Source organism: Streptomyces luteolifulvus (assembly GCF_008806595.1).
GTDB classification, from domain to species: domain Bacteria; phylum Actinomycetota; class Actinomycetes; order Streptomycetales; family Streptomycetaceae; genus Streptomyces; species Streptomyces luteolifulvus.
In genome coordinates this window covers 102,079-114,202 of the sequence record NZ_VZRB01000028.1, presented here as the reverse complement: position 1 = coordinate 114,202, position 12,124 = coordinate 102,079, and the positions used below count along the sequence as shown (strand labels likewise).

Below are 12,124 nucleotides of genomic sequence, written 5' to 3'. Positions count from 1 at the left end.
CATAGTGTTTCGGTGGTTATAGCGTGAGGGAAACGCCCGGTTACATTCCGAACCCGGAAGCTAAGCCTTACAGCGCCGATGGTACTGCAGGGGGGACCCTGTGGGAGAGTAGGACGCCGCCGAACAACCTTTGGGAAAACCCCGCACCTTTCCGGTGCGGGGTTTTCTGCGTTCCGGGCTCGTTATACGGGCCAGGGGATTGGGCCTTTCTGAGCTCCCCTTTCCCTCACAAACGCCCGGCCGTCTTGAGGGCCAGATACGCGTCGGCCAGTGCCGGCGCCAGCTCATCCGGTGTTGCGTCGACAACTGTGACTCCGTGACGGCGTAGTTGCTCTGCCGTGCGATGGCGTTCGCTCTGGGCCTGGGCGGCGGCAGCGGCCTCGTACACCGCCTCCGTGTTTCCGCGGGACGCCGCCATGCGGGAGACATGGGGGTCTGAGACGGATGCCAGCAGCACAGTGTGCCGTTGGGTGAGCTGAGGAAGGACGGGCAGCAGGCCCTCTTCCACCGGAGCCGCGTCGAGTGTGGTGAGCAGGACGATCAGGGAGCGTCGGGGGGCCGTCCGGAGTGCCGTAGCCGTGAGGCCACGTGCGTCGGTTTCGACGAGTTCGGGTTCGAGGGTGGCCATTGCGTTGACCAGGGACGGGAGTACGTCGCGTGCCGTGCGGCCCTGGACGATCGCGCGGACTCGGCGGTCGTAGGCGAGCAGGTCCACGCGGTCGCCGGCCCGGGATGCCAGCGCGGCCAGCAGCAGCGCGGCGTCCAGGGAGGCGTCGAGGCGGGGGATGTCGCCCACGCGGCCTGCGGACGTGCGGCCGGTGTCCAGGACCACGAGGATGTGGCGGTCGCGCTCGGGACGCCAGGTGCGTACGGCAACCGCCGACTGACGGGCCGTGGCTCGCCAGTCGATGGAGCGGGTGTCGTCACCGGGGACGTATTCACGCAGGCTGTCGAACTCTGTGCCCTCGCCGCGGGTGAGGACGCTGGTGCGACCGTCGAGTTCGCGCAGGCGGGCGAGTTTCGACGGGAGATGCTTGCGGCTGGTGAAGGGGGGTAGAACGCGGACCGTCCACGGGACCTTGTGGGTGCCCTGGCGCGTGAAGAGCCCGAGGGGGCCGTACGAGCGGATCGTCACGCGGTCGGCCTGGCGGTCGCCGCGGCGGGTGGGGCGCAGACGGGTCGTGACGCGTCGGCGTTCGCCGGCGGGGACCGTGAGCCTGTGGCGGGAGGCCTGTACTTCGGTGCCGGGCTGCCAGCTGCTGGGCGGCCAGGCGTCGCGGAGCTGCGCTTTGAGCGTGCGGCGGGACGGGTTGGTGACCGTCAGGGTGACGTCGGCGGTGTCGCCGAGGCGTGCGGAGGTGTCGCCGGAGCGGGTCAGGCCCAGGCGTCGCACGGGTGCTGCCAGGGCGAAGTCGCAGACGCAGGCCACGGCCAGGGGTGCGTTGACGGCCAGGATGCCCGTCCAACTGGGATCCCAGATGCCGACGGGGACGGAGCCGAGGGCCGCGAGGAGCGCGGCGCGTCCGGTGAGAGCCATCAGCGGGGGACGGGGACGTGGGCGAGGATAGCGCTGATGACGGAGTCGGCCGTCACGCCCTCCATTTCGGCCTCCGGGCGGAGTTGTACGCGGTGGCGGAGGGTGGGGAGCGCCAGTGCCTTGACGTCGTCGGGGATGACGTAGTCGCGGCCCGTCAGCCAGGCCCAGGCGCGGGACGTGGCGAGGAGGGCTGTGGCGCCACGGGGTGACACGCCGAGGGTGAGGGACGGGGACTCGCGGGTGGCCCGGCAGATGTCGACCACGTAGGCCGTGATCTCCGGGGAGACGGCCGTCTTGGCGACGGCGGCGCGCGCGGCTTCCAGATCGCCCCGGCTGGCTACGGGGCGCACGCCCGCAGCGCGCAGGTCGCGCGGGTTGAAGCCCTCTGCATGGCGGGTGAGGACGTTGATCTCGTCCTGGCGGGACGGCAGCGGGATGGTGAGCTTGAGGAGAAAGCGGTCCAGCTGGGCCTCGGGCAGGGGATACGTCCCCTCGTACTCGACCGGGTTCTGGGTCGCGGCCACCAGGAAGGGTTCGGGCAGCGGACGCGGGGTGCCATCGACCGTGACCTGGCGTTCCTCCATTGCTTCCAGGAGGGACGACTGCGTCTTCGGCGGCGTGCGGTTGATTTCGTCGGCGAGCAGGAGGTTGGTGAAGACCGGGCCGGGCTGGAAGGAGAACTGCGCGGTGCGGGTGTCATAGACCAGGGAGCCGGTCACATCGCTGGGCATCAGGTCCGGGGTGAACTGAACGCGCTTGGTGTCGAGTTCGAGGGCGGAGGCGAGCGCGCGGACGAGCAACGTTTTGGCGACTCCGGGGACTCCTTCAAGTAGAACGTGTCCGCGGCAGAGGAGGGCGACGACGAGGCCGGTCACGGCGGGGTCCTGGCCGACCACGGCTTTGGCGATCTCGGCGCGCAGGGCCTCCAGGGAGGCCCGGGCGGTGCCCGGATCCCCGGTGTACCCGGCGTTGTCAGTGGTCGGGTCCATCATGGACGGCGTACCTCTCTTTCGAGGGCGTCGAGTTGGTCGGCGAGGGCGATGAGGGCCGCGTCGTCGCCGGGCGGCGGGCCGAAGAGGAGGGAGTGCAGGGCCTGTCCGTCGCCGTGGAGGTGGGCGGACAGCGCGGGGAGCAGTGCCTCGGGCGCGTGCGCCTGGGCGACGGGGACGCCTACGAGGGGGGCGAGGCGGGTGCGGGTGGTGGAGCGAAGAGCGGCGGCAGCGCGGTCACGGGAGTTGGCCTTGCGGTAGAGGCGGGCTCGGCCTTCCACGGTTTCGGAGGCGCGGATCGCCACGGGGAGTTTTTCGGGCACGAGGGGGCCGAGTCGGCGTGCCCGCCACATGGCGGCCAGGGCTGCCGCGATGAAGAGTTGCAGCGTGCCCCAGAGCCAGCCCGAGGGGAGCAGGTCGAAGAGGCCGCGTTCGTCTTCGGGGTCGGGGGTCGTGGCGTCGGACAGCGAGGGGAGGTACCAGACCAGATGGGCGCGGGAGCCGAGGAGTTGGAGCGCGAGCGAGGCATTGCCCTGCTCGTCGAGACGATCGTTGTAGAGGATGTCGGGCGCGCCGAACAGAACGGTGTCACCGTTCCCGGACGCGTCCGGAACCCGGACCAGGGTGGCCAGGCGCTCGCTGGGGTAGCACTCGTCGGCGTCGGGGCGCGTCGCGGTGTAGCGGATGCCGCCCGTGTCGGCCCTTCCCGCGCGCTGGGCGGCGGGCAGAGTGCAGTCGGGGGAGAGCGTCGAGTCGAGGCTGGTGGCAGGGTCGGCGACGACGCCGGGGGCGAGCCGTTCGACGGACCAGCTGCCTGGTGCGACGAGGACGGTACGGCCTCCGGAGCCGGCGACTGCCCCGTGCAGTTGGCTCTGTTGACGGTGCGTCAACAGGTCGGGCACAGCGACGAGGAGGGTGGTGTCCGGGCCGGCCGCGGCTCGTGCCTCGTCCAGAGTGGTCACCACGCGGGTGGACACACCGCGGTCGGCGAGGAGTTCGGCGGCGGCGCGGCTGCCGGAGGGGTCGGCCGAGCGCGGGTCGAGACTGCCATGTCGGGCATCGGAGCGGATCACGGCGATGGCGACCGCCCCCACCAGGAGCAGTACGGCGGCGAGCAGGATGCCGCGCGAGCGGGACCACACCTGGCGGGCGGTGGGCGAGGCCGAGGTGGACGGGAGCGTGGCCTCAGGGGTCATTCGGCGGCTCCCCGGCGGGTGTTGGGGACCGCGTTATGGCTGCCGTCGCTGCTGTTGGTGCTGCTGCTGCTCGCGAGCGCCGGCTTGGTGCGCTCCAGGTCGCGGTCGAGTTCGGCGATGCGGTGGTACGACTGCTCGGTCGCCGTCCGGCCGCCGTATGTCACGTCGTCGAACTCCCGGGCCGCGGTGGGCAGTCGGTCCGCGTGCGAGGGGAGGGCGCGGCCCGCTTCGGCGGCCGCCTCGTCGGCGGTGCGGCCGGGGCGGCCGTCGAGAAGGGCGCGCTCCTCCAGGGAGCGGACGATGGCGCGCATGCGTTCCTGGAGGGCCTGGTTCCAGTGGCCCTGGGCGGCGTGCGCCTCGGCGGCGGCTCGGTGCCCGGCGGCGCTGCGGGGGCGATCGTCGAACAGGGCCGCCGAGGAGGTGGGTTGGCGGCCGGGGGTCCCGAGGCGCCACCAGAGGGCTCCGAGGACCGCGAGGACGGCCAGGATGACGACGACGAGGCCGACCGTGCCTCCGGGAGTCGCGGCTGCTGCACTGTTGAACAGCTTGTCGACCCATTCCCAGAAGGCGTCCAGGGCGCGCTGCAACGGGTTGGGGTCGTTCTCGTGGTACATGCGCTTGGACAGCTCACGCCGGGCTGCCTCCCGCGCGGGATCACGAGGGATGGTCACCGGTGGTTCGTCCCCGGAGTGCGCCAGCGACAGCACGGATGCGTCGCCGGCACGCAGCAAGGCCCGTACGGCTGTGTCGGCGGCGCGTGGAAGAGCCGCCGGTGCCGCTGTGAGAACTCCCCCCGCGAGACTCACCGCATCAGCTCCCCGTGGTGGCGGTGCCGTAGCCCTGGACACCGGCCGCGCGGGCCAGATCGAGATCGAGGGCCTCGCGGCGGATGCGCCGATCGATGTAGAGGAGCACGGTGACGCCTGCCGTGATCGGGAACGTGATCATGGAGCCGATCACCGATCCGATCCCGCTGACGATCAGGAACGACCAGCCGAGGTCGCCGCCGCCGTTGAGGAAGACGGTGAAACCCCCGTTCAGTGCGGCGGCGAAGAGGGTGAACGGGATGACGACGATCATCGCGACGATGTTCGCGATGATCATGGCGAGCAGCTGGATGCCGAAGATCCGCCACCAGGAGCCGCGCACGAGTTTCGCGGAGCGGCTCATCGATTTCACGATGCCCTGCTTCTCCAGCATCAGCGCGGGCGAGGCGAGGGAGAAGCGGACCATCAGCCACACGGCGACCACACCGGCGCCGAGGCCGCCCAGGATGGCGAGGGCGGCGCCTGCCTCGGAGTTGCCCCCGACGGCCACGAGGATGCCGGGCAGCGTGCCCACGAGGACCACGCCGAAGGTGATCAGCAGCAGGAGGAAGATCAGGCCGAACAGCTTCAGCACCTGCGGGCGGGCGTCGCGCCAGGCCTCACCGATGGTCACCGGCTTGCCGAGCACCGCACGGCTGGTGACGGTCGTGAGCAGGGCCGTTGCCGTGATCGTGCCGACCAGGGAGATCAGGAAGATGACACCGGAGCCGAGGAAGGCGTCGCCCATGGCACGGGTGAGTTCGCTGAGGGTGGCGCTCGGGTCGTTGAACGCGTCGGCGCCGGCAGTGTCGTTCAGGGCGAAGCCCTGGACGAGGATGGCGACGATCTCCGTGAGGACCGCGACGGTCAGCGAGATGCCGAGGACCGTGCGCCAGTAGGTGCGCATGGTGGAGACGGCACCGTCGAGGATCTCGCCGACGCCGAGCGGACGCAGCGGGATGACGCCGGGCTTGGCCGCCGGCGGGGGGCCACCCCAGCCGGTTCCCCAGGCGCCGTATGCACCGGGGGCTCCGAAGCCGCCGGAGCCGGGGGGAGGACCGTAGCCCCCGTAGCCGCCGGGGCCGGCAGGGGGCTGGGCACCCCAGCCCGGGCCGGGCGGCGGGGGTGGCGGAGCCGTCTGTCCATGGCCTGTCGGGCCGGTGGGGGCGGACCACTGGCCAGGGGGCGGCTGCTCCTTGGACCACTGCGAGCCCGGGCCCTGGGAGGGCGCGTCCTGCGGGCTGTGGCCGGGTTGGTCCGCGGGCTGTGCGGCCCCCGGCTGGTCGGCAGGGCGGGACGCGCCGGGTTCCTGCCCGTCCGACGGGGCGGATCCGGGCGAGGCCCAGCCCGGAGTGTCTTTCATCGTCGCTCCTTCACGGTGCCCGTCCGCGGTCGCGGCGGCAGGTTGGCAGCCATCGTGCCATGGGGTGGTCGTCGGGTGACCGGCCGCGGTATGGGCTGCACACCTTCAATTGTCCGCCGCAGAAGGGGCAGACTGATCGCATGGCTGATCAGTACGTGCAAAGCGGTGAGGACAAACGGCCGAGCGGGATTCCGGCGATCCGCTGGGACGAGCCACCCGAAGGGCCCGTACTGGTCCTTCTCGACCAGACGAGGCTGCCGGCGGAGGAGGTCGAGCTGGTCTGTACGGACGCGCCCGCGCTGGTGGAGGCGATCCGTTCGCTCGCCGTGCGCGGGGCACCGCTGCTCGGTATCGCCGGGGCGTATGGTGTCGCGCTCGCCGCCGCGCGCGGCTTCGACGTGGACGAGGCCGCGACTGCGCTGGCAGGAGCCCGGCCCACCGCGGTGAATCTCGCTGTCGGTGTGCGCAGGGCCCGGTCCGCGTATCTGGCCGAGCTCGCCAAGAGTGGTGACGCCGGCCGGGCCGCCGAGGCGGCGCTCGCCGCGGCACGGGCGCTGCATCAGGAGGACGCCGAGGCCAGCGCCCGGATGGCCGAGCACGGGATGGCGCTGCTGGAGGAGTTGCTGCCCGGGGGCGGGCACCGGATTCTCACGCACTGCAACACCGGGTCGCTGGTGTCGGGCGGCGAGGGGACGGCGTTCGCCGTGGCGCTCACCGCGCACCGGGTCGGCCAGCTGCGGCGGCTGTGGGTCGACGAAACGCGTCCGCTGCTGCAAGGCGCTCGCCTGACGGCGTACGAGGCGGCGCGCAACGGGATGGCGTACACCTTGCTCACCGACGGCGCGGCGGGCTCCCTGTTCTCGGCGGGGGAGGTGGATGCGGTGCTGATCGGGGCGGACCGCATCGCCGCCGACGGTTCGGTGGCGAACAAGGTGGGGAGCTATCCGCTCGCCGTGCTCGCGCGGTATCACCATGTGCCGTTCATCGTCGTGGCGCCGGTGACGACGATCGACCCGGACACGCCGGACGGGGCGTCCATCGAGGTCGAGCAGCGCCCCGGTCATGAGGTGACGGAGGTCACAGCACCGCAGGTGCCGGTGGCGGGAGCGGAAGCGGGAGGCGGGATTCCGGTGGCACCCCTGGGGACCCAGGCGTACAACCCGGCGTTCGACGTGACGCCGCCCGAGCTCGTGACGGCGATCGTCACCGAGGAGGGCGTCGTGTCGCCCGTGACGGCTGAGGCTCTGACAGAGCTGTGTGCCAGGTCGAGCCAGGTAACGATCAGCTAGGGGGATGAGGTCGGCCCGATTCGCGAACATGGCCCCTCCACCTGCGGCGATTCGCAGGCAGAGGGGCCGTGACATCCAACGGCGACGGCAACGACCCGCTCACCCACGAGTGCGGTCGCCCAACTGCGGATCTCCGAGGCGGGATGGGAGCTGGGTACACGGTGGGTAAGGATGGCGGGGCGGGTGGCGGTCGACGTGCCGGCATCCGTCACTGACATCGACGTCAGCGGACGGGGGCAGACAGTGACGGTCGCGTACGACTATGGTCACGGGGCAGTGAGGTGTCTCACCTGCGTCTTCGCCACCGTTATGAGAATGGGATGATGTCGTTTATGAAGGGACGAGTCCTTGTCGTCGACGACGACACCGCACTGGCCGAGATGCTCGGCATCGTGCTGCGTGGTGAAGGTTTTGAGCCGTCTTTCGTAGCCGACGGCGACAAGGCGCTGGCAGCATTCCGTGAGGCCAAGCCCGATCTCGTGCTGCTCGACCTGATGCTGCCCGGCCGGGACGGCATCGAGGTGTGCCGCCTGATCAGGGCGGAGTCGGGTGTGCCGATCGTGATGCTCACGGCCAAGAGCGACACCGTCGACGTCGTCGTGGGCCTGGAGTCGGGCGCCGACGACTACATCGTGAAGCCGTTCAAGCCGAAGGAGCTCGTCGCCAGGATCCGGGCGCGGCTGCGGAGGTCGGAGGAGCCGGCGCCGGAGCAGCTTGCCATCGGTGATCTCGTGATCGACGTGGCCGGTCACTCCGTGAAGCGGGACGGGCAGTCGATCGCGCTGACGCCGCTGGAGTTCGATCTGCTGGTCGCGCTGGCACGCAAGCCGTGGCAGGTGTTCACGCGTGAGGTCCTGCTCGAGCAGGTGTGGGGCTACCGGCACGCCGCGGACACGCGTCTCGTCAATGTGCATGTGCAGCGGCTGCGTTCCAAGGTCGAGAGGGACCCGGAGCGGCCGGAGATCGTGGTGACCGTCCGTGGTGTGGGATACAAGGCAGGACCCAGCTGACATGTCCGGAGACAGTGCCGCTTCGTCGCCCGGGCGGACCGGGGCTCACACGGGGCGGCCTGTCGGCCGGAAGACGGCGGGCTCCCGCTGGGCACGCTTCTTCGAGGGAGGGCTGCTGCAGGGCGGAGTCCAGGGCAGCCCGGTCCTCCGCCTGTTCATGCGCTGGGTGCGACGCCCGCTGCTGCCCGTCATGCGGCTGTGGCGGCGCAACATCCAGCTCAAGGTAGTCGCCACGACGCTGCTGATGTCGCTGGGTGTGGTCCTGCTGCTCGGGTTCGTCGTCATCGGGCAGGTGCGCAACGGGCTCCTGGACGCCAAGGTGAAGGCCTCGCAGAGCCAGGCGACCGGCGGGTTCGCGGTGGCCAAGCAGAAGGCCGACGAGGCGGCGAGCGGCACCGGTGACGACAGTTCCACGGTGGACGGCCGGCCCGCGCAGAACGTCATCGAGTGGATGAGCAGCCTCGTGGCGTCCCTCTCCAGCGGCGGCCAGGGCGCCTTCGACGTGGTGACTCTGCCCGTCGGCAACGACAGCGGCGGCGGTCGCGGACCGCGTGCCTCGGGCCGCGTGAACCCCACCGCCAGCGTCCCCGAGGACCTGCGGGAGCGGGTCGACAAAAGCACGGCAGCGGCCCAGAGCTACACGCGCATCTTCTACAACGCCGACGCCCACAAGGAGTCCCAGCCGGGCCTGGTCGTCGGCAAGCAGGTCAATGACCCGAACGGCGACCCGTATCAGCTCTACTACCTCTTCCCGCTCACCCAGGAGGAGAAGTCGCTGAGCCTGGTCAAGGGGACGCTGGCGACGGCGGGTCTGTTCGTCGTCGTGCTCCTCGGGGCCATCGCATGGCTCGTGGTGCGGCAGGTCGTCACCCCGGTGCGGATGGCGGCCGGGATCGCCGAGCGGCTGTCCGCCGGGCGTCTGCAGGAACGTATGAAGGTCACCGGTGAGGACGACATCGCGCGGCTCGGCGAGGCCTTCAACAAGATGGCGCAGAACCTTCAGCTGAAGATCCAGCAGCTGGAGGACCTGTCGCGGATGCAGCGGCGGTTCGTCTCCGACGTGTCGCACGAGCTGCGGACCCCGCTGACGACCGTGCGGATGGCCGCGGACGTCATCCACGAGGCGCGGGAGGACTTCGACCCGGTGACCGCGCGGTCGGCCGAGCTGCTCGCCGACCAGCTGGACCGGTTCGAGTCGCTGCTGGCGGACCTGCTGGAGATCAGCCGCTTCGACGCGGGTGCGGCCGCGCTGGAGGCCGAGCCGATCGACCTCAGGGAGGTCGTGCGGCGGGTCGTCAGCGGAGCCGAGCCACTCGCCGAGCGCAAGGGCACCCACATACGCGTGGTGGGCGACCAGCAGCCCGTGGTCGCCGAGGCCGACGCCCGGCGCGTGGAGCGGGTGCTGCGCAACCTCGTCGTGAACGCCGTGGAGCACGGCGAGGGCAAGGACGTCGTCGTCAAGCTTGCCGCGGCGGGCGGCGCGGTCGCCGTCGCGGTGCGCGACTACGGTGTCGGGCTCAAGCCGGGCGAGGCGACCCGCGTCTTCAGCCGCTTCTGGCGGGCCGACCCGGCACGCGCGCGTACCACCGGCGGTACGGGCCTCGGGCTGTCCATTGCCCTGGAGGACGCGCGGCTGCACGGCGGCTGGCTGCAGGCCTGGGGTGAACCGGGCGGCGGCTCGCAGTTCCGGCTGACGCTGCCACGGACCGCCGACGAGCCGCTGAGGGGCTCGCCGATACCGCTGGAGCCCAAGGACTCGCGGCGCAATCGTGGGCTCAATGACGCCGGTCTGCCGCGTGGGGGCGGGGAGAAGGCCGCCACCGTGCCGGTGCAGCCGAGCGACCAGGTTCCGCCGCTGCCGCCGCGGGACCCGATCGCACCGCGGACGTCCGTGGGGGCGCCCACGGCCGACCCCACGGCGCTGCCCGGCAATGGCGCGCGGGTCGTGCCCCGGCCCGTCTCCGGCACCCGACGCCAGGACGACCCGCCCGCCGAGGACGCGCCGCGGAAGGAGAGCCCGAGGCGGGGGGACGCCGGGCCGGGGGACATGAACAAGCAAGGGGAGGCATCTCGTGGGCGCTGACCGCGAGGGGGGCGCCCGGCGCGGACCGGTGCGCGCGGCGACGTACGCCGCCTGCGGGGCCGTACTGCTGGCGGGATGTGCCTCGATGCCCGACAGCGGGGATCTGCGCGGCGTCGAGTCCACACCGCGCCAGGACACGCAGGTGCGGGTCTTCGCCGTGCCGCCCGCGGACGACGCCCAGCCCCCGGAGATCGTGCAGGGTTTCCTGGAGGCGCTGACCAGTGACGATCCGCACTACGAGACCGCGCGCAAGTATCTGACCCCTTCTGCCGCCAAGAAATGGACGCCGGAGTGGTCCACCACGGTGCTCGAGGACGGGCCCGACGCCGAGGCGACGCGGTCCGGCGGCCAGGAGGACGCCGACGACGTCTCGTACGCGCTGACCGGCACCCGCGTCGCCACCGTGGACGCACAGCAGTCGTACACGCCCGCCGCGGGCCTCTACAGCCAGTCGTTGCACCTCACACGGGACAAGAAGACCCAGCAGTGGCGCATCGACTCGCTGCCGCGGGGCGTCGTCATGGGCAAGTCGGACTTCCAGCGCACCTACGCGTCCGTCAACAAGTACTACTTCGCCGCGAACACGGTGGGCGCGACCGGCTCGGAACCGGCGGCGGTCGCCGATCCGGTGTACGTCCGCCGGATGGTGGACCCCGTGACGCAGGTGGTGCGCTCGGTGCTCAACGGGCCCACGAAATGGCTCGGACCGGTGGTCAGGTCCAGCTTCCCCTCCGGTACGGCGCTGGGGAAGGGCGTCAGCTCGCTGACGCCCGACGACCAGAACAAGCTCACCGTGCCGTTGAACGACAAGGCTGCCCGGGTCGGTTCGGCCCAGTGCAGTGAGATGGCCGCCCAGCTTCTGTTCACCCTGCAGACCGTCACTCCCGCGGTGGACGAGGTGGAACTGCGGGCGGACGGGGCGCAGCTGTGCTCGCTCACCGACCGGGCCGTCACCGTCGCCGCGCGCGGCTCGGCGAAACTGCCGAGCTACCTGTACTTCGTCGACGGTGAGCACCGGCTCGTGCGGATCGGTGCCGAAAGCAACGGCACGCGGCCCGACGCGGTGCCGGGGCCGCTGGGCGAAGGCGACAAGACGCTGCGCTCGGGGGCGGTCTCGCGCAACGAGCAGACCGCGGCCGGAGTGGGCATGGACGGCAAGGCGTTGTACGTCGCGTCGATGGTGTCGGGCAGTTCGCTCGGTGAACCCGTGCTGGTCAGCGAGGGCAAGACGGAGAACGACCGGCTCACCGCGCCCAGCTGGGACTCGCAGGGCGACCTGTGGGTGGCCGACCGGAATCCCGACAGCCCGCGGCTGCTCCTGCTGGAGCAGGGCAAGGGCGAGCCGCTGCAGGTGAAGGCTTCCGGCCTCGACGGACGCATCAAAGCCGTCCGGGTCGCTGCCGACGGTGTGCGGATCGCGCTCGTCGTGGAGAAGGACGGCAAGGGGTCCCTGCTCGTCGGACGGATCCAGCGCGAGCTGAGGAGCGGGGAGCGGCAGACCGTCTCGGTCCAGCAACTGCGTTCCGTCACCCCGGGGTTGGAAGAGGTCACGGCCATGTCGTGGGCCGGTGACAGCCGGCTCGTGGTGGTCGGGCGCGAGCCAGGTGGCGTGGAACAGCTGCGGTACGTCCAGGTCGACGGCTCCACGCCGGACGCGCCCGCGCCCGCGGCCCTGACCGGGGTGAACGAGATCGCCGCGTCCGAGGGCGACGAGGTGCCGCTGGTGGCGTACTCGGAGGACGGCATCGTCCGGCTGCCGTCCGGGGCGCAGTGGCAGCAGGTGGTCACCAAGGGGACGGCGCCGGTCTATCCGGGGTGAGCTGCGGTCCGGTCGGGGGTGAGCTGCGGTCC

Annotated in this window: 9 protein-coding genes and 1 rRNA gene; 5 read left to right on the top strand and 5 right to left on the bottom strand. The window is 71.4% G+C overall.

Annotated elements, in window-relative coordinates; translation table 11 throughout:
• Positions 1 to 8: 8 nt before the first annotated feature.
• Positions 9 to 125, top strand: a 5S ribosomal RNA gene (gene rrf, locus F7R91_RS31350).
• Between the two features lie 101 nt (positions 126 to 226).
• Here the strand turns inward: rrf and F7R91_RS31345 are convergent.
• From F7R91_RS31345 to F7R91_RS31325, 5 genes are read right to left on the bottom strand one after another with little or no spacing between them, the layout of a single operon-like run.
• Positions 227 to 1,537: a DUF58 domain-containing protein gene (locus F7R91_RS31345; RefSeq protein ID WP_150954548.1), complete on the bottom strand. Its 1,311-nt coding sequence runs from the start codon at positions 1,535 to 1,537 to the stop codon at positions 227 to 229.
• Positions 1,537 to 2,526, bottom strand: coding sequence for an AAA family ATPase (locus F7R91_RS31340; RefSeq protein ID WP_150954565.1), 990 nt, complete (start codon positions 2,524 to 2,526; stop codon positions 1,537 to 1,539). Before F7R91_RS31340 ends, F7R91_RS31345 begins: the two co-directional genes overlap by 1 nt.
• Positions 2,526 to 3,722 (bottom strand): DUF4350 domain-containing protein, encoded by a 1,197-nt coding sequence (locus F7R91_RS31335; RefSeq protein WP_150954545.1) that lies wholly within the window; start codon positions 3,720 to 3,722, stop codon positions 2,526 to 2,528. The genes F7R91_RS31340 and F7R91_RS31335 overlap by 1 nt, the downstream gene beginning before the upstream one ends.
• Positions 3,719 to 4,528, bottom strand: a complete 810-nt coding sequence (locus F7R91_RS31330) for a DUF4129 domain-containing protein (protein WP_150954541.1) — start codon at positions 4,526 to 4,528, stop codon at positions 3,719 to 3,721. Before F7R91_RS31330 ends, F7R91_RS31335 begins: the two co-directional genes overlap by 4 nt.
• Before the next feature lie 4 nt (positions 4,529 to 4,532).
• Positions 4,533 to 5,891, bottom strand: coding sequence for a DUF7544 domain-containing protein (locus F7R91_RS31325; RefSeq protein WP_150954537.1), 1,359 nt, complete (start codon positions 5,889 to 5,891; stop codon positions 4,533 to 4,535).
• 140 nt (positions 5,892 to 6,031) lie between these two features.
• Between F7R91_RS31325 and mtnA the strand changes: the two genes are divergently transcribed.
• From mtnA to F7R91_RS31305, 4 genes are all read left to right on the top strand, one after another.
• On the top strand, positions 6,032 to 7,180 hold the full coding sequence (mtnA, locus tag F7R91_RS31320) for an S-methyl-5-thioribose-1-phosphate isomerase (RefSeq protein ID WP_150954534.1): 1,149 nt from the start codon (positions 6,032 to 6,034) through the stop codon (positions 7,178 to 7,180).
• 320 nt (positions 7,181 to 7,500) lie between these two features.
• A complete protein-coding gene (gene mtrA, locus F7R91_RS31315) occupies positions 7,501 to 8,190 on the top strand; it encodes a two-component system response regulator MtrA (protein ID WP_191971700.1) in 690 nt (229 codons plus the stop codon).
• Position 8,191: 1 nt separating this feature from the next.
• Entirely contained in the window at positions 8,192 to 10,273 is a 2,082-nt protein-coding gene (mtrB, locus tag F7R91_RS31310; RefSeq protein WP_150954531.1) for an MtrAB system histidine kinase MtrB, read from the top strand.
• Positions 10,263 to 12,092, top strand: coding sequence for an LpqB family beta-propeller domain-containing protein (locus tag F7R91_RS31305; RefSeq protein ID WP_150954528.1), 1,830 nt, complete (start codon positions 10,263 to 10,265; stop codon positions 12,090 to 12,092). Before mtrB ends, F7R91_RS31305 begins: the two co-directional genes overlap by 11 nt.
• The last annotated feature ends 32 nt before the right edge of the window (positions 12,093 to 12,124 follow it).

What these genes read in the sequence shown, in the direction of transcription:
- F7R91_RS31345 (WP_150954548.1), bottom strand. Translation starts at nt 1,537, where the DNA reads ATGGCTCTCACCGGACGCGCCGCGCTCCTCGCGGCCCTCGGCTCCGTC.
- F7R91_RS31340 (WP_150954565.1), bottom strand. Translation starts at nt 2,526, where the DNA reads ATGGACCCGACCACTGACAACGCCGGGTACACCGGGGATCCGGGCACC.
- F7R91_RS31335 (WP_150954545.1), bottom strand. Translation starts at nt 3,722, where the DNA reads ATGACCCCTGAGGCCACGCTCCCGTCCACCTCGGCCTCGCCCACCGCC.
- F7R91_RS31325 (WP_150954537.1), bottom strand. Translation starts at nt 5,891, where the DNA reads ATGAAAGACACTCCGGGCTGGGCCTCGCCCGGATCCGCCCCGTCGGAC.
- mtnA (WP_150954534.1), top strand. Translation starts at nt 6,032, where the DNA reads ATGGCTGATCAGTACGTGCAAAGCGGTGAGGACAAACGGCCGAGCGGG.
- mtrA (WP_191971700.1), top strand. Translation starts at nt 7,501, where the DNA reads ATGATGTCGTTTATGAAGGGACGAGTCCTTGTCGTCGACGACGACACC.
- mtrB (WP_150954531.1), top strand. Translation starts at nt 8,192, where the DNA reads ATGTCCGGAGACAGTGCCGCTTCGTCGCCCGGGCGGACCGGGGCTCAC.